The organism is Actinoplanes siamensis (assembly GCF_016862395.1).
Classification (GTDB): Bacteria; Actinomycetota; Actinomycetes; order Mycobacteriales; family Micromonosporaceae; genus Actinoplanes; species Actinoplanes siamensis.
Genome location: NZ_BOMW01000034.1, coordinates 105,952 through 124,966, shown reverse-complemented (window position 1 = coordinate 124,966; position 19,015 = coordinate 105,952). Strand labels below are relative to the sequence as shown.

Sequence of the window (19,015 nt, the reverse complement as noted above, 5' to 3'; positions counted from 1 at the left end):
TCAGGCCTTCGCTGGTTCGGGCTCGCGGTTCAGGGTGGCGGCGTTCTGGCCCTCGCCGCCGATGCTGTCCGCGGTGCGCGTCAGCCAGCCCTGCTTGTTCATGGTGACGAAGGCGTACAGCTTGATCGGCAGCGCGATGAAGATGACCACCAGCGCGGTCACCGGCAGCAGCAGGATCTCCTGCGGGTGCCGGCGCAGGTGCGAGTAACCGCGCAGGCCGCGGCCGAGCAGCAGCCAGATGAGGGTCAGCGCGATCGAGTGGACGGTCAGCTCGAGCCGGCTGAAGATCAGGTACCCGAGGGCCATGCCCATGGTGACCGGGGTCAGCAGGATCTGCAGCACGGTCAGCTTGGTGACCATCGGGACCCGCCAGAGCCAGCCCTTCCACACCGCTGTCAGGTAGCAGCGGTACGAGTTCCGGCTCCACCGCACCCGCTGCTTGACGAACGCGCTGAACGAGGACGGGAACATCGACAGCGCCTTGGCCGACGACTGGTGCACGGTCTTGTAGCCCTGGGCCAGCACCAGCCAGGTGAGCCGCCCGTCGTCGCCGGCGACGCAGCGCCGGCCGAGGAAGAACTCGTCCTCCAGGTGCTTGAGCACCGGCAGGATCGCCGAGCGGCGGTACGCGGCGGTCCGCCCGGAGAGGCAGGCCACCGCCCCGGCGCGGCCCATGGCCGGCACGTAGTCGTAGTAGCGCAGGTTGACCAGCCAGTCCGCGACCCGCCGCCAGATGCTGGTGGTCCGCTGGTAGACGTTCTGCTGGGTGCCGACGCCACCGACGGCCGGGTCGGCGAACGGCATCTGCACCGCGTCCAGCAGTCCGGGCAGCCAGCGGGTGTCCGAGTCGGCGAGCACGACCAGCTCGGAGCGGGCGGCCCGGATGCCGACGCCGAGCGCCGAGCGCTTTCCACGGTGGACGAACGGAATGACCCTCAGCCGCGGGTCGCGGACCTGGGAGAGGCGTTCCAGCACCTCGGTGTCCTCGACGTCCGGGACGATGATGACCTCGGCCGGGTTCTGCGACAGCCAGCTGTCCAGGCATTCCAGCAGGATGTCCGGGTCTTCCCGGTAGGCCGGCACGACCACCGACACCGAGGTCCGGAAATCGTTGACGGTCGGTCGGGCGAATCGCGACAGAACAGCGCGGTAAATCCAGAGGAACCAGACGAAGATCCCGGCGAGACCCAGCGGCATGATGTCGCGCCAGCTCAGCTCCCCGACGGTTTCGACGATTGCGGACCAGATGACGTCAAGAAAGTGGGACACGGCTTTTCCTAGGTGCCTCGGATGAACTGAGGGCAGTACCGGCGAACCGGGCTCAGCGCGAGTCGGCAGTGCGTTACCGCGCGATGACGAGCGGCATTGCTCGCATATTCGTGGTCATTTGTTTCGTCGCCGTTTCCCCGGTTTTTTGGGGAGATCGACGACTCTGAGCAGCCCAGGGCACGACGCTCCGCCCAAGATCCTCGCGTCCGACTTTTCATCGGCCATCAACCGATCGGGTGGCTTCTTAGGAGATTTGCGGCACTCTCCACCGGCGATTGGCCGGTCCCGGATCGAGCGTTGAGTGAACGAGCAGGGCCATCACCCCCGATCGGGTGATGGCCCTCGGTCATTCGGTTGTCCGCCGCTCGGCCATTCGGAAAGCGGTTCCGGGCCGGCGGATTTCGGTTGTTGTCCGGGCATTGACCGCGCGTCGCCGCGGAACGGTCACCAGGGCACTACACACCGATTAGGGACTGGTGATTTCCGTCATGTCGAACAATCGGTCAGCCGCGGATGTGGCCGTTCCCGGTGACGATGTATTTGGTCGAGGTCAGCTCCGGCAGGCCCATCGGGCCCCGGGCGTGGAGCTTCTGGGTGCTGATGCCGATCTCCGCGCCGAATCCGAACTCCCCGCCGTCGGTGAACCGGGTCGACGCGTTGACCACCACCGCTGCCGCGTCCACACCGGCCGTGAACCGGCGGGTCGCGGCGAGCGACTCGCTGACGATCGCCTCGGTGTGGCCGGTGCCGAACTGCCGGATGTGGTCCAGCGCGTCCTCCAGCGAGTCGACGACCGCGACCGAGATGTCCGCGGACAGGTACTCCGTGCCCCAGTCCTGCTCGGTGGCCGGGACCACCGCGTCGCTGTAGCCGGCCACCCGGGAATCACCGTGGACCGTGACCCCGGCCTCGGCCAGCGACGACAGGATCAGCGGCAGGAACGCGCCGGCGATCTCGGCGTGCACCAGCAGCGATTCGGCGGCGTTGCAGACCGAGTTCCGCTGGGTCTTCGAGTTGATCGTGATGGCGAGCGCCTTCTCCAGGTCGGCGGCGGCGTCCACGTACACGTGGCAGTTGCCCACCCCGGTCTCGATCACCGGCACCGTGGACTGCTCGACCACGGTCCGGATCAGGTCGGCGCCGCCGCGCGGGATCAGCACGTCGACCAGGCCGCGGGCGCGCATCAGCTCCTTCACCGAGTCCCGGGTGGTGGCGTCCAGCAGCTGGATGGCGTTGGCCGGCAGGCCCGCGTCGGCGACCGCCTTGCGCAGCACCGACACGATCGCCGCGTTCGACGAGAAGGCCGAGCCCGAGCCGCGCAGCAGCGCCGCGTTGCCGGACTTCAGGCAGATGCCGGCGGCGTCGGCGGTCACGTTCGGCCGGCCCTCGTAGATCATGCCGACCACGCCGAACGGTACCCGGACCTGCCGCAGCTCCAGCCCGTTGGCCAGGGTGGAACCACGCACCACGTCACCGACCGGGTCCGGCAGGGCGGCCAGCTGGCGCAGGCCGTCGGCCATCGCGGCGATCCGCTCCGGGCCCAGTGCGAGCCGGTCGATCATCGCCTCGGAAGTGCCCTTCTCCCGCGCGTTCGCCACGTCCACCGCGTTCGCCGCGACGATGTCGTCGGCCCGCTCGACCAGCCGGTCGGCCATCAGCAGCAGCGCCGCGTCCTTCTCCGCGCGGGTGGCCCCGGCGAGGTCGACCGCGGCGACCCGGGCCGCGGCAGCCTGCTCCAGCACGCTCATGAGAAACCCTTCATAGGAGTACGAGATCGTCGCGGTGGACGACCTCACGTTCATATCCCGGCCCGAGGGCGGCTGCCAGTTCCGGAGTGGAGCGCCCGAGCAGCGCCGGCAGTTCCACGGCGTCGTAGTTGACCAGCCCGCGCGCCACCGGCGTGCCGGACCCGGCGTCCACCAGGTCCACCGGGTCGCCGGCCGCGAACGATCCGTCCACCGCTGTGATCCCGGCCGGCAGCAGCGACTTGCGCCGGGCCACCACGGCGGCCACCGCGCCCTCGTCCAGGTGCAGCCGGCCACGCGGCGCGGTGGCGTGGGCCAGCCAGAACAGCCGGGCCGCGGGCCTGGTCCCGGCCGCCTCGAAGAGCGTGCCCACCTCGTCGCCGGCCAGCGCGGGCGCGGCCAGCGGGGCGGCGGTCAGCACCACCGGGATGCCGAAGCCGGTGGCGATCCGGGCCGCCTCGACCTTGGTGACCATGCCGCCGGTGCCGACGCCGGACCTGCCGGCCGAGCCGATCGCGATGCCGGCCAGGTCGCTCTCGCCGCGGACCACCGGGATCCGCCGCGCGGCCGGGTCGGCCGGGTCGCCGGTGTAGAGCGCGTCCACGTCGGAGAGCAGCACCAGCAGGTCCGCGTCGACCAGCGCGGCGACCAGCGCGGCCAGCCGGTCGTTGTCGCCGAACCGGATCTCCTCGGTGGCCACCGTGTCGTTCTCGTTCACGATCGGCAGCGCGCCCAGGTCCAGCAGTTTCCGCAGGGTCTGATACGCGTTGCGGTAGTGCGCGCGGCGGGTCACGTCGTCGACGGTGAGCAGCACCTGCGCGACGGTCAGGCCGTGCCGGGCGAAACCTGCGGTGTACCGCGCGATCAGCAGGCCCTGGCCGACCGCGGCGGCGGCCTGCTGGGTGGCCAGGTCACGTGGTCGCCGGGGCAGGTGCAGCGGGGCCAGCCCGGCGGCGATCGCGCCGCTGGAGACCAGCACCACCTCCCGGCCCTCGCCGGCGAGCCCGCCGAGGGTGCCGACCAGAGTGTCCAGACGCTGCTCGTCGATGCCGCCCGCCGCGGTGGTCAGGGAGGACGAGCCCACCTTCACCACGATCCGGCGCGCACCGGTCACCACTTCCCGCACTCCGCCCATTCTGCTCGGCCGCCCGGTGAACAGCCGCGTCAGATCCCATATCGTGGCCGGTGATGACACCGGAGGAGTACGTCGAAGCCGTCCTCGAAGTGGTCGAGAGCATCCCGGAGGGCCGGGTGATGTCGTACGGCGCGATCGCCGACGCGCTGGCCGACCGTTCCGGCCGCAACTCGCCCCGCCAGATCGGCGCGATCATGTCGCGGCACGGTGGCGGGGTGCCCTGGCACCGGGTGGTGAACAGCGCCGGGCGGCTGCCACCCGGGCACGAACGGGAGGCTCGGGCGCGGCTGCTGTCCGAGGGCGTACCGTTGCGCGGCGACCGGGTAGTGATCGACGAGGCCGGGTGGACCCCTGATGCGGACCGGACAGGCGAGTAGGACTGCGTACGCGGCGGCGCGCTACCGTGCCGCGCACCAGGTGCTGGAGCAGGGAGCGATCTTCGAGGACCCGCTGGCGCTGCGGATTCTCGGGCAGCCGGCGGACGAGCTGCTCGGCGACGCCCCGCGGCGCGGGATGCGGATGTTCATCGCGGCCCGGCACCGGTTCGCCGAGGACCACCTGGCCGCCGCGGTGACCCGTGGGGTGGGCACGGCAGTGGTGCTGGGCGCGGGCCTGGACACGTTCGCGTACCGGAATCCGCACGCGGACCTGCGGGTCGTCGAGATCGACCATCCGGACACGCAGGCGTGGAAGCGGGAGCGGCTGGCCGACGCCGGGATCGGCGTGCCGGCGAACGTGCGGCACGTCGGGGTCGACTTCGAGCGGGAGAGCCTGGCCGATCGCCTGGAGCTCGACGGGCCGGCGTTCTTCCTCTGGCTCGGCGTGGTGCCCTACCTGACGGCCGGCGCCTTCGCGCAGACGCTCGGCCTCATCGCCGGCCGGCCCGGCAACGAGGTGGTCTTCGACTACGCGCAGTCCCCGGAGCGGATGCCGGCCGGGCGGCGGACCGCCCTGGAGGCCCGGGCCGCCCGGGTCGCCCGGATCGGCGAGCCCTGGCTGACCTTCTTCGAGCCCGAGGAGATCGCCGCCGACCTACGGGTCCGTGGTCTCCACGAGATCGAGGACCTCGGTCCGGCGGGCCTGGCGGCGCGCTACTTCAACCGCCCGGACGTGCCCCCGGAGACCCCGGGCGGCCATGTCCTGCACGCCCGGCGGCGGTGAGGCCGGTCAGGACAGGCCGGCGAACGCGGCCGTGGCGCGCATCTGCCACTCGAAGAAGCCCCGCCGGTCGTCGTCGATGCCGTTGTTGAGCTGGCCGAACAGCTCCGCGCTGACCGCGCCGCACAGGTGGATGAAGCCGTAGAGCCCGGCGCCCACCAGATGCGCCGGCACGTCCGGCCCGAACTGCTCGGCGATCGCCACCAGTTCCTCGCCGAACCGCCCGGCCGGCTGCGGCGGCACCGTGGCGATCCGCCCGTCGGCCAGCCCCAGCCGGATCGTCTCGGCCAGCGCGAAGATCACCCGGGTGGCGGGCACGACGGTGTCCCGCGGCGCCTGGTATCCCGGCACCGGGCTGCCGTAGATGAGCGCCCACTGGTGCGGGTTCGCCAGCGCCCAGTCCCGGACCGCGTGCCCGATCGCCACCCACTTCTCCGCCGGGTCCTCGTGCGCCGCGGCCGCCTGCTCGGCGTCCTGCCCGACCGCGTCGTACGCGTCGATGATCAGCGCGGTGAGCAGCTCGTCCCGGCTGGCGAAGTAGCGGTACACCGCGGAGGAGGCCATGCCCAGATCGCGGGCCACCGCCCGTAACGAAAGGTCCGCCCCGTCGGTTGCCAGATGGCGCCGGGCCACCTGCTTGATCTCTTCGGTCATCTCGGCCCGGACGCGGGCGCGCAGGTTGGCGGCTTTCATATATGCCAGTGTGACACAACGAGAGCACTGCTCTTGCAAAAGCCGCCAACGATGTGCAACTGTTGTTCCTGTCAGAGAGCAGTGCTCGCAAAGGAGAACGCCATGCACGTCATCGTCGGTTCCGGCCCGATCGGCTCCAACGTCGCCCGCCTCCTCGTCGACCGGGGCGAGCAGGTCCGGATCGTCACGCGCAGCGGCAGTGGCCCGGAGCATCCGCTGATCGAGCGGGTCGCCGCCGACGCGTCCGACGCCCGCCGGCTGACCGAGCTGACCCAGGGCGCCGAGGTGCTCTACAACTGCGCGAACCCGAAGTACACCGAGTGGGCCGACAAGTGGTTCCCGATGAACGACGCGATGATCGCCGCGGCCAAGGCGACCGGAGCGGTCTACGCCATCACCGGCAACCTGTACGGCTACGGCCCGCAGCCCGGCGGCCGGATGACCGAGGACTCGCCGCTCGCCGCGACCGGCCGCAAAGGCCGGATCCGCATCAAGATGTGGCAGGACGCGCTGGCCAGTGGGGTCCGCACGTTCGAGGCCCGCGCCTCGGACTACATCGGCGCCGGTGCGGCCAGCGTCTTCTCGCTGGTGCTGCTCCCGGCCATCCAGAAGGGGCGGCCCGCCTTCGGCCCGGCCGACATGGACGTGCCGCACACCTTCACCTACACCGGGGACATGGCCCGCACGCTGGTCACGCTGGCGCGCGACGAGCGGGCCTGGGGACAGGCCTGGCACGTGCCCTCACCCGAGCCGGTCACGATCCGCGAGATGTCCTCGCGGTACTGCGAGATCGCCGGGGTTCCGCAGGTGAAGGTGCACGCGATGCCGCGGTTCCTGATGCGCGCGGCAGGCCTGGCGGTCCCGATGGCGCGCGAGCTGGCCGAGATGGACTACCAGTTCTACGCGCCCTTCCGGATGGACAGCTCGCGCACCGAGCGGACGTTCGGTCTGGCCCCGACCGACCTGGACGTGGCGCTGCGCGAGGTCGTCGACGCCGCCGACCTCACCGCCGCCCGCAAGATGTGAGCAAGCCCGCGCGGACGTGGGACGCCGCGCGGATGCCGGGTCAGAGCAGCAGGCCGACGCCGCCACGCCGCGGGTCACCGGCGGCGCCGGCCTGGCCCACCGCGGTCACCCCACCGAAGTAGTGGTTGAGGTCGGGCCACTCGACCACCTGCCAGCCCGCCGCCCGCAGCGTCTCCAGCTCGGCGGGGGAGCACCCGCGCTCCGCGTGGACGGTGTCCTCCACCGCGTGGAAGCGGGGCCGGGCGATCGCCTCGCCCACGTCCAGCCCGTCCACCAGCACCCCGAGCAGCGTGTCGATCAGGGCGGTCCGGATCCGCGACGCCCCCGCCGAGCCGGCCGCCACGGCCAGCGAGTCGTCCGGCCCGATCACCACGAGCGGGCACATGTACGACGACATCCGCCGCCCCGGCACGAGCTCCCCGGTGAGCAGCTCACCCTCGCCCAGCATGGAGTTCAGGTTTATCCCCAGCCCCGGCAGCCAGACCCCGGCGCCCAGCCCGAGCGTCGTGGTGATCACGCAGGCGTTGCCCTCCGCGTCGACCACCGAGACGTTGGTGGTGTCGCCGAGGCGCTGCGCCCCGAGGTTGCGCAACGTCGAGGCGACCTCGGGGGCCCGGCCGGGACGGGTGAGGTCGGCCGGCAGGGCCCCGATGGTGTCCACGGTGCGGTTCAGGTCGTGCCGGGCGCAGACCCGGTAACCGGAGAGCGTCGCGTGATCCACCGGCACCTCGGCCACCCGGTACCCGGCCAGGTCGGCGGGCCCGAGCGTGCCGCCGGCCGCCCGCACCGTGGAGACCATCAGCTCCGCGTACTCCCCGGCGTAGAAGACGCCGGGACCGTCGGCGGCGAGCGCGTCCATCGCGGTCGACAGTCCCTGGTGGAAGAGCAGTTCGTCGCTCTCCAGCAGCCGGCCGCCGGGCTGGTAGGAGGCCGCGCCGTCGCCGTACGCCAGCGCCGGGGCGCACGATTTCAGCGTGCGGGCGTGCGCCGCGGGCAGCAGCACCCCGGTCCGGGCCAGGCCGGCCGCCGGGGCGACCACCTCGGCCCAGGACAGCCGGCCCCAGCGCCGGTGCACCTCGCCCAGGCCGGCCGGCACCCCGGGCACGGCCACGCTGGCCCCGCCGATCGAATAGATCTGTGGCAGCCCGCCGAAGAACACGTCGACCGCCACCATCGGCTCCGGTTTCCGGTCCCCGTCCAGGCCCGGCACCGCGACGAAGAAGTCGAGGCAGGTCACCTCGCCGCTGCGCGCGTCGAAGTAGGTGGCGAACCCGCCGCCACCGAGACCGGTGTAGATCGTCTCGGCGACACAGCAGGCCAGCACCGCGGCGACCGCCGCGTCGGCGGCGGTCCCGCCCGCTTCGAGAATCCGCACTCCGGTGCGGGCGGTCGCCGGATGGCTGGCGGCGACGCCGGCCGCAACGCTTCCCATGCGAGCGAGCGTAGGCGGCAACGCCCGATCATGGTTACGATGCGCGTCGATGACGCCCGGTGGTCCCCCTCCCGTGGTAACCCGGCCGGGTGTCCTGCCCAGGGGGTTTTGGCTGGATATGCCCTGGGCTCCCTGGTCACCGGGGCTTTCGGGACCGTGCCAGATTTGTTACTTCTGCCCCATCTGACGGACACGCTCGGTGTCGCGGCCGGCATATCGGGCCTGCTCGTGCCGGTGCCGAAGGCCTGGGGCGTACTGGTCAACCCGCTAGCCGGTCGGATCTCGGACCGGCGCGGTTCCCGGCGCCCGTTCCTACTGGTCGCCGGACTAGTCCCGGGGGTGTTCGCCGCCGCCTCCGCGGCGCCGTTCGCCGGCGGGTCGGCCTCCGCGGCGTACCTGGCGCCGCGGATCGCCCGCACACCGACGACCCGACCGAGCCCCGCGCGGATGCAGTAAGTTGATTCGGTGGCCCTACCAGGAGTGCTCGGAGAACCCATCCGCTTCGTGCTGAACTGGGGTCGCCGCTATTCCCTGTGGGTGTTCAACTTCGGTCTGGCATGCTGCGCCATCGAGTTCATCGCGTCCAGCATGAGCCGGCACGACTTCATGCGGCTCGGTGTGATCCCGTTCGCGCACGGCCCGCGCCAGGCCGACCTGATGGTCGTCTCCGGCACGGTCACCGACAAGATGGCCCCGGCCATCAAGCGCCTCTACGACCAGATGCCCGAGCCGAAGTACGTCATCTCGTTCGGCTCCTGCTCGAACTGCGGCGGCCCGTACTGGGACTCGTACTCGGTCACCAAGGGCGTCGACCAGATCATCCCGGTCGACGTCTACGTCCCGGGCTGCCCGCCCCGTCCGGAAGCGCTGCTGCACGGCATCCTCCGCCTTCAGGAGAAGATCGCCGCCGAGCAGTCCGGGCCCGGCGGCGTGCCCCGCCCCGACCCCCTGAGCAGAGACGCCGCCGCGTTGACGGCCCCCGTGGTGGCCCCGCCGGTCTAGCGTGATCGGCATGAGCCAAGCGTCTCGTGCCGACTTCATCGTCGATGTGCTCGCCCGGGAGTTCGGCGAGCTGATGGCGATCGATCCGGCGGCGTTTCGCCGCAAGTTCCGGAAGATGGCGGCGTCCCCGTTCGCGTTCTACCGGGGCAGCGCCGCGCTGTTCTACGCCGACCAGGCCGGCGACTACCGTGACGACAGCTACCTCGACGGGCGGACCAGCCGGGTGTGGATCCACGGCGACCTGCACGCCGAGAACTTCGGCACCTACATGAACTCCTCCGGCCGGCTGGTGTTCAACGTCAACGACTTCGACGAGGCGTACGTCGGCCCGTTCTCCTGGGACCTGAAGCGCTTCTCCGCGAGCGTCGCCCTGATCGGGTACTCCAAGGCGCTCTCCGACGACAACATCACCACGCTGGTCACCACGTTCGCCGAGGCCTACCTGACCGAGCTGCGGGCGATCGCGCGGGGCGGCGACGACGCGATCGGCTCGATCACGCTGGAGAACGCGACAGGGGTGCTGCGCCGGGTGCTCCAGGAGGCCCGGCTCAACACCCGCGTCGACCTGCTCGGCGCGCAGACCACGATCGACGACTACGACCGCCGGTTCTCGCTGGGCGAGGGCGTCCACGAGGTCGACCCGGACACCGCGGCACGGGTGACCGAGGCGTTCGAGCGGTACCTGGAGTCGCTGCCCGAGTCGGGACGGCTGATCTCCACCCGGATCAAGGACATCAAACTGCGCAAGGGCGTGGGGATCGGCTCGGCCGGGCTGCCGTCGTACAACCTGCTCCTGGAGGGGCACACCGAGGCGCTGGAGAACGATGTCGTCATCTACATGAAGCAGGCCCAGGTCCCGGCCGTGGCGCGGTGGATCGACGACGAGCGGGTCCGGTCGTACTTCAGGCATCAGGGCCACCGCACCGCCGAGTCGCAGCGGGCGCTGCAGGCGCACGCCGACCCGTGGCTCGGGTTCACCGAGCTGAACGGGGTCGGACAGCTGGTCGCCGAGGTCTCGCCGTACGCCGCGGACCTGGACTGGTCGGACGTCAACGAGCCGGAGGAGCTGTCCGGCGTGCTCGCCGACCTGGGCCGTGCGGTGGCCCGGATGCACTCGGTCGCCGACGACGAGTCCAGCCACGACCTGGTCGACTTCTCGACCGAGGAGGCGATCGTCGCGGTCGTCGACAAGGACGAGGCGGGTTTCGTACGGCACCTGGTCGATTTCGCGCACCAGTACGGTGACCAGGCCCGCGAGGACCACCAGGACTTCGTCGACGTGTTCCGCAACGGCCGCATCCCCGGCCTCTGACCGGCCTACCGCGGGATGAACCGCGCGGGCGCCGACCGGTCCTCGGCGATGGCTGTCCCGGCGACCACACGTGCGTGCCCGGCGGCAGGTTGCCGACCGGCCCGGAACCATAGGATGGCCGTCATGACGCCCGAAGAGGTCGGAGAGCGACTGGTTCACCTGCTGGCGACGGACGATCCGGCCCCGGGCGACGTGACCGCCGGGCTGTCCGGCGGCGGTCCCGGCCATGCCCGGGCGGTCGTCGACGTGCCGGTGGCCCGCTGGTGGCACGCCGCCGGGATCGCCCGCGACCCGGGTGCCCTGGGCTGCGACTTCTTCGACTGGCTGTCCGCGGTGGACGAGCTCGACGAGGGGTTCTCGGTCGTCGCCCACCTCTGGTCCACCCGCCGCCGGCACGGTGTGCTGCTGCGCACCCGGGTGCCGCGTGCCGACCCGGAGGTGGAGTCCCTGGTGGACCTCTATCCGGGCGCCGCGTGGCACGAGCGGGAGACGTTCGAGATGTTCGGCGTCGTCTTCGCCCGCCACCCGGATCTGCGGCCGCTGCTGCTGCCGCCGGAGTTCGAGGGGTATCCGCTGCGCAAGGAGTTCGTGTTGGCCTCCCGGGTGGCGAAGCCGTGGCCGGGCGCCAAGGAGCCGGGGGAGTCCGACCACGGCCCGGCCAAGCGTGCCCCGATGCGCCCACCGGGCGTGCCGGATCCGAGCGAGTGGGGCCCGGCTCGGTCGCGGGCGGCCGGGGGGACCGACTGATGCCGCTCTGGCTGGACCTTCTCGTCCGGGTCGTCGCCGTGATGGTCGCCTTCCTGGTCCTCCCGCTCGTCGTCGGCCAGGCCGAGCACAAGGTGATGGCGCACATGCAGGGCCGGGTCGGCCCGATGTACGCCGGCGCCTTCCACGGCTGGGCCCAGCTCGTCGCGGACGGCGTCAAGTTCGTCCAGAAGGAGGACGTGCACCCGCACGGCGCCGACCGCACGGTGTTCCGGCTGGCCCCGATCGTCGCGCTGTTTCCCTATCTGCTCGTCGTCCTGACCATCCCGCTCGGCCCGCACGGCCTGGTCGCCCAGCGCCTGGACATCGGGTTGTTCCTGGTCCTGGCGATCCTGGGGTTCGGCGTGGTGGCCGTGCTGATGTCCGCCTGGGCCTCGGCCAACAAGTACAGCCTGCTCGGCGGCCTGCGCGGCGCCGCCCAGCTGCTCGGCTACGAGCTCCCGCTGGTCCTGGCCGCGGCCAGCGTCGCGATGGCGGCCGGCACGCTCAGCCTGCCCGGCATCGTCGAGGCGTGGCGCCCCTGGTGGCTGATCTGGCAGGCCCCGGCCGGCCTGGTCTTCTTCGTCGCCGGCCTGGCCGAGATCCGCCGCCCGCCGTTCGACATGCCGATCGCCGACTCCGAGCTGGTGTTCGGCTACATGACCGAGTACACCGGTCTGCGGTTCGCGTTCTTCCTGCTCGCGGAGTACGTCGGCATCGTCGTGATCGCCGCGCTGACCACGGTCCTGTTCCTGGGCGGCTGGCACGGCCCGTTCGCCGACCAGCTGGGCTGGCTCTGGACGCTGCTGAAGGTCTTCGCGCTGTCCTTCGTGATCATCTGGTTCCGGGTGAGCTATCCGCGCCTGCGCGAGGACCAGCTGCAGCGCCTCTGCTGGCTGGTCCTGGTCCCGGTCTCCCTGGCCCAGCTGGTCCTCACCGTCGCGGTGAAGTCCCTGACCTGATCGGAGATGCCCCGGAAAATCGCTGATCGCCATGGTCGCCGAGCCTCGGGGAGGGGTGGTGACGACACCCGCGGGCGAACGCTACTCCAAGATACGGCCGGGTCGACCTCGCGTCACTCGAACGAAGCGGGCAGGATATGCCCTTGTGACTGATGACGGTGAGCGCGGCCTGCCCGGCAAGGGTCTGATCAATGGCCTTGCCGTCACGCTCAGGACGATGACCAGGAAGACCACCACCCAGCAGTACCCGGACGTCGAGCCGGAGCTCCCGCCACGCTCCCGTGGCGTGATCGCGCTGCTCGAGGAGAACTGCACGGTCTGCATGCTGTGCGCCCGGGAGTGCCCGGACTGGTGCATCTACATCGACTCGCACAAGGAGGAGGTCGTTGTCCCGGGCGCCGCGCGCGCCCGGCAGCGCAACGTGCTGGACCGTTTCGACATCGACTACGCCCTCTGCATGTACTGCGGGATCTGCGTCGAGGTCTGCCCGTTCGACGCGCTGCACTGGACGCCCGAGTTCGAGTACGCGGAGACCGACGTCCTCTCGCTGCTGCACGACAAGGACCGGCTGGGCGAGTGGATGCGCACGGTGCCTCCGCCGCCGGCGCACGACGTGCTCGGCGAGCCCTCCAAGGAGGAGGCGACAGCGGCGCGCAAGGCCGCCGGTCCGGGCGCGGCCACCGCCGCGAAGACCGCAAGACCCGCGGCGGTACGCCGGGAGCCGCGCCAGGAGAGCGACAAGTGACGGTCGCGGACGTCCTCATGATCGCCCTGGGCGCCGTCGCCGTCGGCTCCGGCACCCTGGTGGTCACCAGCGCCCACCTGGTCCGCTCCGGCCTGTACCTGGTGGTCAGCCTGGGCGCGACCGCCGGTCTGTACCTGGTTCTCGGCGCCGAGCTGGTCGCCTGGGTGCAGGTCCTGGTCTACGTCGGCGCTGTCGTCGTGCTGTTGCTGTTCGCGGTGATGCTGACCCGCGCCCCGATCGGAGCGAGCGCCGGCCTGGACCGCCCGGCCGGCCCGTCCGCCCTGATCGGCGCCGGTGTCGGGTTCGGCCTGGCCGCCCTGTTCGCCGACGCGTTCCGCTGGATCGAGTACCCGCGAGCCGACCCGGGCACCGCCGAGCGGATCGGCGGGGAGATCTTCGGCACCTGGGTGCTGCCCTTCGAGGTGCTCTCCATCCTGCTGCTCTCCGCGCTGGTCGGCGCGATCGTGCTGTCCCGTCCCGACATCGGCGCCCGCCGCGCGCCGGAGCAGACCCCGGAGGAAGCGGACGAGGAGGTGCCGGCCTGATGCACGTGACGATTCCGTACGTCGTCGCCGCCGCCCTCTTCGGCCTGGGCGTCCACGGCGTCATCCGCCGCCGCAACGCGATCCTGGTGCTGATGGCCGTCGAGCTGATGCTGAACGCGGTGAACCTGATCCTGGTCACCGCGGACGTCGCGGTGCGCTCGGCGCTCGTGGGCGTCCCCGGCGAGGCGTGGGCCAACCCGAACTCGCAGGCCGGCTCGGGCGGCGTGTTCGCGCTCTTCGTGATCGTGCTGGCCGCCGCCGAGGTGGGCGTCGGCCTGGCCATCGTCCTGCAGTACTACCGGATGCGGAAGGCCGTGGCGATCGACGAGGTGCCGCTGGCGGACGAGGTGCAGGAGTGACGGCCGCCGGCGTGTTCGGGACGCTGCTTCCCGGCGTACCCCTGATCCTGGGCCTGCTCGGCCTGACGCTGCGGCCGGCGGACGGCGGACCGCGGCGGGCCGCCGCCGCTATCGGCATCGCCGGAGCGGCGCTCGCGCTGATCGACGCGATCGTGCTGCTCGTGCTCAGCACGAGCCGCGGCGCGCCGCTGGAGGCCGGCACCGGCTGGGCGAACCTGGGCGGCATCGAGGTCACGCTGGCCTTCTCGGCCGGCCCGGCCGCGCTCTACGTGGCGCTCGCGGTCTGCGCGGTGGCCCTGTGCGTGCAGGTCTACTCGGTCACCTACCTGCACGACGATCCCCGCTACGCGCCCTACGCCGCCCAGGTCAGTCTCTTCACCGGCGCGATGCTGCTGGTGGTGACGTCCGGCGACCTGATCGGCCTGCTGATCGGCTGGGAGGTGATGGGCGCCTGCTCGTACCTGCTGATCGGCCACGACCGCCGGCTGCCCGAGGCGCCGGCCGCCGCGGCGAAGGCGTTCCTGGTCACCCGGGTGGGTGACGTCGGCTTCCTGCTCGGCATCGCGTTCCTGATCGCGGAGGCCGGCACGTCGCGGCTCAGCGGCGTCCTGGCCCACGACTACTCCAGGGGCGCCTTGACCGCCGCGTTGCTGCTGCTCCTGGCCGGGGTGGCGGGCAAGAGCGCGCAGTTCCCGCTGCACACCTGGTTGCCGGACGCGATGGCCGGCCCCACGCCGATCTCCGCGCTGATCCACGCCGCGACCATGGTCGCCGCCGGCGTCTACCTGGTCTTCCGCACCTTCCCGCTGTTCCAGCGGTCGCCGGCCGCGCTGGCGGCGCTGGCGCTGATGGCGGCGATCACCATCCTGCTCGGCGCGCTGTCCGCGACCGCCCAGGACGACCTGAAGCGGGTGCTGGCCTGGTCCACGGTCTCGCAGATCGGCTACATGACCGGCGCGCTGGCCGTCGGCTCGCCCGCCGCCGCGCTGTTCCACCTGCTGACCCACGCCGCGTTCAAGGCGCTGCTGTTCCTCGCGGCGGGCGCGGTGATCCACGCGGTGGGCACCAATCACCTGTCCCGGATGGGTGGGCTGCGCGAGCACATGCCTGCCACCTTCTGGTCGTTCGTGATCGGCCTGGGCGCGCTCGCCGGGGTGCCGCCCCTTGCCGGTTTCTGGTCCAAGGAGAACGTGCTGACCGCTGCCGCGCACGCCACCGACGGCGGCGAGACGGTGCCGGCCTGGGCCGCCTGGCTGGTCTGGGTCGCGGCGCTGCTCGGGGTCGGCGTCACCGCCTGGTACGCGACCCGGCTGCTGCTGCGGGCGTTCTTCGGACCTTCCCGGGCGTACGGCCCGGCCGGCCCGGACTGGGAGATCGGCTTCGACGACGCCCGGTACCGCGGGCCGGCCGTGCCGCACGATCCGCCGCCGCTGATGCGCTGGCCGATCCTGCTGCTCGCGGTCCCGGCCGCGTTGCTCGGCCTGGCCGCCTTCGCCCCCGGTTTCCGGCACGCCCTGGAGCTGACGGACCCGCACCTGGGCGTCGCCGTCCTGCTGCCGTTGCTGCTGCTCGCGACCGGCGCCGGGACAGCCTGGTGGCTCTGGTGGGCGGTGCCGGGCGTGGACCCGGCCGTCGCGCTCGGCCGGGCCGGGCCGCTGTTCGCTTCCGGGTTCCATCTGGACCACATCCAAGGCCTGATCGTCGTACGGCCGGTGAAGGCGCTCGCCCGCGTCGCCACCGCCACCGACGAGCGGGTCGTGGACGCGGCCGTGCAGGGCGCCGGTCGCGCGACCCGTGGCCTGGGCGGCCTCTTCGCCGGCGCGCACCGGGCCACCCTGTCCGGCGCCGCGGCGCTGGTCCTGTTCGGGGCGCTGATCCTCGGCGTCGTCGCGTGGTTGGGAGCTCTGGCCTGATGTCTGTCTCCGGGACCTCCCCGACGGCGCAGGCGCTGCTCGTCGCGCTTCTCGCGGTCCCCGCCGTGGGCGCGGCGGTGGTCGCCGTGCTCCCCGCCCGCCGCGACCGGCAGGCCCGGATCGTCGCCATGATCTTCGCGGCGGTCACGTTCGTGCTGACCGTCCTCCCGGTCCTCGCCGGCCGTCCGGGGAGCCGCCCCGGCGCGCCGGTGACGCCCTGGGTGGACCTGGATCTGCCCTGGGTGCCGGCGCTCGGGTTGCGTTTCCACGTCGGGGTGGACGGGGTCTCCTACCCCTTGGTGGTGCTGACCGGGCTGCTCACGCTGCTCTGCTGCGCGTACACGGTGCGCAAGGTGCCCAGGGGTTCCGGCTCCGGCCGTACCCTCTCGGCGTTGCTCCTGGTCCTGGAAGTCGGCGTGCTGGGCACGTTCCTGGCGCTGGACCTGATCCTGTTCTTCGTGTTCTTCGAGGTCGTCCTGCTGCCGATGTACGCGGTGATCACCGGCTGGGGCGGCCCCGGACGCCGGGCGGCGGCCCGGAAGTTCGTGCTCTACACGCTGCTCGGCTCGGTTCTGCTGCTGCTCGGCGTGGTGCTGGTGGTGACGAAGGCCGGCACCGGCGACCTGATCGGCCTGACCGGCGCGTCCACCCTCACCCGGACCACCCAGTGCGTGGTGTTCGCCCTGCTCGCTGTCGCGTTCGCGGTGAAGGCGCCGCTCTGGCCGCTGCACACCTGGCTGCCCGACGCGCACACCGAGGCGCCGACGGTCGGCTCGGTGATCCTGGCCGGCGTCCTGCTCAAGATGGGCACCTACGGCCTGATCCGGATCGGTGTCGGCGTCGCCCCGGACGGCGCCGCCTGGGCCGCCCCGGCGCTGGGCATCCTCGCCGTGATCGCGATCATCGCCGGTTCGCTGATCTGCCTGCGGCAGCGCGAGCTGAAGCGGCTGATCGCCTACTCCAGCGTCGGCCACATGGGCTTCGTGCTGCTCGGCATCGCCACGCTGACCGTCACCGGCCTGCAGGCCGCCCTGCTCGGCAACGTCGCGCACGGCCTGATCACCGGTCTGCTGTTCTTCCTGGCCGGGACGATCAAGGACCGTGCCGGCACGGGGTCGCTGGACCAGCTCAGCGGCCTGCGGGAGACCGCGCCCCGGCTGGCCGGCCTGTTCGCGTTCGCCGCGTTCGCCTCGCTCGGCCTGCCCGGTCTGGCCGGGTTCTGGGGCGAGGCGTTCGCGGTCGTCGCCGCGGTCCACCGGGGCGGCCCGCTCTGGTCGACGCTGGCGGTGGTCGCCGCGATCGGCGGCGCCCTGACCGCCGCGTACTTCGTGCGCCTGCTGCGCCGGCTGACGCACGGCCCCACCACGCCCACGGTGCATTCGCTGCGCCCCACGATCGCCGCCGCCGAGTGGTTCGCCTGGACCCCGCTGATCCTGCTGACCCTGGCGGTCGGCGTGCTCCCGGCGCTCGTCCTGGCCGGGACCGCGCGTCCGCTGACCACCCTCCTCGGAGGCCACCCGTGAGCCAGCCGGTCAACCACTTCGCCCTGCTCCCGCTGTACGCGGCGGCCAGCACCGCGATCCTCGCCCTCCTGGCCGACCTGTTCGTCGCCCGGCGCACAGCGGTCCTGGCGGTCACGGCGCTCGGCGGACTGGCGACGGCGGTCCTGGCGCTGGCCGTCGGCCCCGCGCCTGGCACGTTCTGCACCACCGGCGCCTGCTCCTGGGTGCCGACCTGGCCGGCCGCGGTCACCGCCGTCCTGTTCGCCGCCCTGACCGTCGGGGTGCTCGGCTTCTCCGTGCCGGCGCTGCGCCTGGGCCTGGCCCCGGCCGGTGAGTTCTGCTTCCTGCTGGCGTGCTCGATGACCGGCGGCGTGACGATCGCCTACGCCGGCGACCTGATCACCCTGATCGTCGGCCTGGAGACGCTCACCCTCCCGCTGTACGTGCTGGCCGGCCTGCGCCGATTCGCCCCCGGCGAGCGGGCCACCACCGCCGGCGCCTCCGCCTCGCTGACGTTCTTCCTGGTCAGCGTGATCTCCACGGCGGTCGCGCTGCTCGGCGCGGCGTTGAACTACGCCGCCACCGGCACCCTGCACCTGGCCCTGCTGCGCGGGGCGAGCGGCCCGTTCGCCCCGCTGGCCGGCGTCGGCGTCGCCCTGCTGGTGATCGGTCTGGCCTTCAAGGTCGCCGCGGTCCCGCTGCATGCCTGGGCCCCGGCCACGTACGACGGCGCCCCGATCCCGATCGCGGCCTACCTCTCCACCGCCTCCAAGCTCGGTGGCGTCCTGGCCCTGGCCGCGGTCGTCGCCCACCTGGACGCCCGGGCCGTGCTGGCCGTCCTCGCCGTGCTGACCATGACCATCGGCAACCTGGTCGCCCTGCGCCAGACCCGGATGGTCCGGCTGCTGGCCTGGTCCTCGATCGCGCAGGCCGGCTACATCCTGGCCGCCCTGGCCCTGGGGGCGCCCGGCATTCCCGCCGCGCTGGCCTACGCCGTCTTCTTCATGGTCCTGGAGTTCATCGCCTTCGGTGTGGTGGTCGCCCTGCGCGCGCCCGGCGCCGACGGCGGCCCGCTGCTGGACTACCGCGGCGCCGCCCGCCGGAGCCCGTGGCTGGGCGCCGCCCTGGTGCTGTCACTGGCCGGCCTGGCCGGTCTGCCGCCCGGCCTGGCCGGCCTCTTCGCCAAACTGTCCGTGGTGAACACCCTGGTCCAACACGACTGGGCCTGGCTGGCCGCGGTCGTGGTGCTGAACGCGGTGATCGCGCTGGCCTACTACGTCCGGGTGGCCGCGTCCCTCTACTCGCTGCCGCCGCGGATCGGGTTCAGCGTCGCCGATCCGGTCCTGCTGGACGCGGCCCTGCACCCGCGACTCCCGGTCGCCCGCCCGGTGGCCGCGACGCTGGCCGTCGCGGTCGCCGTGGCGGTGGTCCTCGGGTTCGCCCCGCAGTTGCTCTTCGACGCCCTCACCTGAG

General features: G+C 72.2%; 18 protein-coding genes and 1 pseudogene. 14 read left to right on the top strand and 5 right to left on the bottom strand.

What is annotated here, in order from left to right:
- The 3 genes from Asi03nite_RS18960 to proB all read right to left on the bottom strand — a co-directional run bounded on the left by Asi03nite_RS18960 (position 1) and on the right by proB (position 4,140).
- Positions 1 to 1,269, bottom strand: a complete 1,269-nt coding sequence (locus Asi03nite_RS18960; RefSeq protein ID WP_203681444.1) for a glycosyltransferase family 2 protein — start codon at positions 1,267 to 1,269, stop codon at positions 1 to 3.
- Positions 1,270 to 1,772: 503 nt separating this feature from the next.
- A complete protein-coding gene (locus Asi03nite_RS18955; RefSeq protein ID WP_203681442.1) occupies positions 1,773 to 3,017 on the bottom strand; it encodes a glutamate-5-semialdehyde dehydrogenase in 1,245 nt (414 codons plus the stop codon).
- A gap of 10 nt (positions 3,018 to 3,027) precedes the next feature.
- Complete coding sequence (proB, locus tag Asi03nite_RS18950; protein WP_203681440.1) at positions 3,028 to 4,140, bottom strand: glutamate 5-kinase; 1,113 nt, start codon at positions 4,138 to 4,140, stop codon at positions 3,028 to 3,030.
- Between the two features lie 62 nt (positions 4,141 to 4,202).
- On the opposite strand from proB, the gene Asi03nite_RS18945 reads away from it, so the two are divergent.
- Together Asi03nite_RS18945 and Asi03nite_RS18940 are read left to right on the top strand one after the other, a co-directional pair.
- Positions 4,203 to 4,526 (top strand): MGMT family protein, encoded by a 324-nt coding sequence (locus Asi03nite_RS18945; protein WP_203681438.1) that lies wholly within the window; start codon positions 4,203 to 4,205, stop codon positions 4,524 to 4,526.
- Positions 4,504 to 5,310 (top strand): class I SAM-dependent methyltransferase, encoded by an 807-nt coding sequence (locus Asi03nite_RS18940; protein ID WP_203681436.1) that lies wholly within the window; start codon positions 4,504 to 4,506, stop codon positions 5,308 to 5,310. The genes Asi03nite_RS18945 and Asi03nite_RS18940 overlap by 23 nt, the downstream gene beginning before the upstream one ends.
- Positions 5,311 to 5,316: 6 nt before the next feature.
- On the opposite strand, the gene Asi03nite_RS18935 is transcribed toward Asi03nite_RS18940, so the two are convergent.
- The gene (locus Asi03nite_RS18935) at positions 5,317 to 6,000 is read right to left on the bottom strand and encodes a TetR/AcrR family transcriptional regulator (protein WP_203681435.1); all 684 of its coding nucleotides are present in this window, start codon (positions 5,998 to 6,000) and stop codon (positions 5,317 to 5,319) included.
- 102 nt (positions 6,001 to 6,102) lie between these two features.
- Here Asi03nite_RS18935 and Asi03nite_RS18930 point away from each other — a divergent pair, with 102 nt between their 5' ends.
- Entirely contained in the window at positions 6,103 to 7,026 is a 924-nt protein-coding gene (locus Asi03nite_RS18930) for an NAD-dependent epimerase/dehydratase family protein (RefSeq protein ID WP_203681434.1), read from the top strand.
- 40 nt (positions 7,027 to 7,066) lie between these two features.
- On the opposite strand, the gene Asi03nite_RS18925 is transcribed toward Asi03nite_RS18930, so the two are convergent.
- Positions 7,067 to 8,458 carry a gamma-glutamyltransferase gene (locus Asi03nite_RS18925; RefSeq protein ID WP_203681433.1) on the bottom strand — a complete coding sequence of 464 codons (1,392 nt, stop codon included), beginning with the start codon at positions 8,456 to 8,458 and terminating at the stop codon, positions 7,067 to 7,069.
- Positions 8,459 to 8,488: 30 nt separating this feature from the next.
- On the opposite strand from Asi03nite_RS18925, the pseudogene Asi03nite_RS18920 reads away from it, so the two are divergent.
- The 11 genes and pseudogenes from Asi03nite_RS18920 to Asi03nite_RS18870 form a co-directional block, all read left to right on the top strand.
- Positions 8,489 to 8,884: pseudogene (locus Asi03nite_RS18920) on the top strand (MFS transporter); the annotation flags it as partial.
- Between the two features lie 39 nt (positions 8,885 to 8,923).
- Complete coding sequence (locus tag Asi03nite_RS18915) at positions 8,924 to 9,460, top strand: NADH-quinone oxidoreductase subunit B (RefSeq protein ID WP_203681432.1); 537 nt, start codon at positions 8,924 to 8,926, stop codon at positions 9,458 to 9,460.
- A gap of 10 nt (positions 9,461 to 9,470) precedes the next feature.
- On the top strand, positions 9,471 to 10,772 hold the full coding sequence (locus Asi03nite_RS18910) for a DUF2252 domain-containing protein (protein ID WP_203681431.1): 1,302 nt from the start codon (positions 9,471 to 9,473) through the stop codon (positions 10,770 to 10,772).
- A 123-nt stretch (positions 10,773 to 10,895) separates the two neighbouring features.
- A complete protein-coding gene (locus Asi03nite_RS18905; protein ID WP_203681429.1) occupies positions 10,896 to 11,519 on the top strand; it encodes an NADH-quinone oxidoreductase subunit C in 624 nt (207 codons plus the stop codon).
- Positions 11,519 to 12,478 carry a complex I subunit 1/NuoH family protein gene (locus tag Asi03nite_RS18900; protein WP_203681427.1) on the top strand — a complete coding sequence of 320 codons (960 nt, stop codon included), beginning with the start codon at positions 11,519 to 11,521 and terminating at the stop codon, positions 12,476 to 12,478. Before Asi03nite_RS18905 ends, Asi03nite_RS18900 begins: the two co-directional genes overlap by 1 nt.
- Before the next feature lie 145 nt (positions 12,479 to 12,623).
- A complete protein-coding gene (locus tag Asi03nite_RS18895) occupies positions 12,624 to 13,223 on the top strand; it encodes a NuoI/complex I 23 kDa subunit family protein (RefSeq protein WP_203681425.1) in 600 nt (199 codons plus the stop codon).
- On the top strand, positions 13,220 to 13,768 hold the full coding sequence (locus Asi03nite_RS18890; protein WP_203681423.1) for an NADH-quinone oxidoreductase subunit J family protein: 549 nt from the start codon (positions 13,220 to 13,222) through the stop codon (positions 13,766 to 13,768). The genes Asi03nite_RS18895 and Asi03nite_RS18890 overlap by 4 nt, the downstream gene beginning before the upstream one ends.
- Complete coding sequence (gene nuoK, locus Asi03nite_RS18885; protein ID WP_203681421.1) at positions 13,768 to 14,127, top strand: NADH-quinone oxidoreductase subunit NuoK; 360 nt, start codon at positions 13,768 to 13,770, stop codon at positions 14,125 to 14,127. The genes Asi03nite_RS18890 and nuoK overlap by 1 nt, the downstream gene beginning before the upstream one ends.
- A complete protein-coding gene (locus Asi03nite_RS18880; protein ID WP_203681419.1) occupies positions 14,124 to 16,040 on the top strand; it encodes an NADH-quinone oxidoreductase subunit 5 family protein in 1,917 nt (638 codons plus the stop codon). The genes nuoK and Asi03nite_RS18880 overlap by 4 nt, the downstream gene beginning before the upstream one ends.
- A complete protein-coding gene (locus tag Asi03nite_RS18875; protein ID WP_203681417.1) occupies positions 16,040 to 17,563 on the top strand; it encodes a complex I subunit 4 family protein in 1,524 nt (507 codons plus the stop codon). The genes Asi03nite_RS18880 and Asi03nite_RS18875 overlap by 1 nt, the downstream gene beginning before the upstream one ends.
- Entirely contained in the window at positions 17,560 to 19,014 is a 1,455-nt protein-coding gene (locus Asi03nite_RS18870; protein ID WP_203681415.1) for an NADH-quinone oxidoreductase subunit N, read from the top strand. Before Asi03nite_RS18875 ends, Asi03nite_RS18870 begins: the two co-directional genes overlap by 4 nt.
- The last annotated feature ends 1 nt before the right edge of the window (position 19,015 follow it).

What these genes read in the sequence shown, in the direction of transcription:
- Asi03nite_RS18955 (WP_203681442.1), bottom strand. Translation starts at nt 3,017, where the DNA reads ATGAGCGTGCTGGAGCAGGCTGCCGCGGCCCGGGTCGCCGCGGTCGAC.
- Asi03nite_RS18945 (WP_203681438.1), top strand. Translation starts at nt 4,203, where the DNA reads ATGACACCGGAGGAGTACGTCGAAGCCGTCCTCGAAGTGGTCGAGAGC.
- Asi03nite_RS18940 (WP_203681436.1), top strand. Translation starts at nt 4,504, where the DNA reads ATGCGGACCGGACAGGCGAGTAGGACTGCGTACGCGGCGGCGCGCTAC.
- Asi03nite_RS18935 (WP_203681435.1), bottom strand. Translation starts at nt 6,000, where the DNA reads ATGAAAGCCGCCAACCTGCGCGCCCGCGTCCGGGCCGAGATGACCGAA.
- Asi03nite_RS18930 (WP_203681434.1), top strand. Translation starts at nt 6,103, where the DNA reads ATGCACGTCATCGTCGGTTCCGGCCCGATCGGCTCCAACGTCGCCCGC.
- Asi03nite_RS18925 (WP_203681433.1), bottom strand. Translation starts at nt 8,458, where the DNA reads ATGGGAAGCGTTGCGGCCGGCGTCGCCGCCAGCCATCCGGCGACCGCC.
- Asi03nite_RS18910 (WP_203681431.1), top strand. Translation starts at nt 9,471, where the DNA reads ATGAGCCAAGCGTCTCGTGCCGACTTCATCGTCGATGTGCTCGCCCGG.
- Asi03nite_RS18905 (WP_203681429.1), top strand. Translation starts at nt 10,896, where the DNA reads ATGACGCCCGAAGAGGTCGGAGAGCGACTGGTTCACCTGCTGGCGACG.
- Asi03nite_RS18900 (WP_203681427.1), top strand. Translation starts at nt 11,519, where the DNA reads ATGCCGCTCTGGCTGGACCTTCTCGTCCGGGTCGTCGCCGTGATGGTC.
- nuoK (WP_203681421.1), top strand. Translation starts at nt 13,768, where the DNA reads ATGCACGTGACGATTCCGTACGTCGTCGCCGCCGCCCTCTTCGGCCTG.
- Asi03nite_RS18875 (WP_203681417.1), top strand. Translation starts at nt 16,040, where the DNA reads ATGTCTGTCTCCGGGACCTCCCCGACGGCGCAGGCGCTGCTCGTCGCG.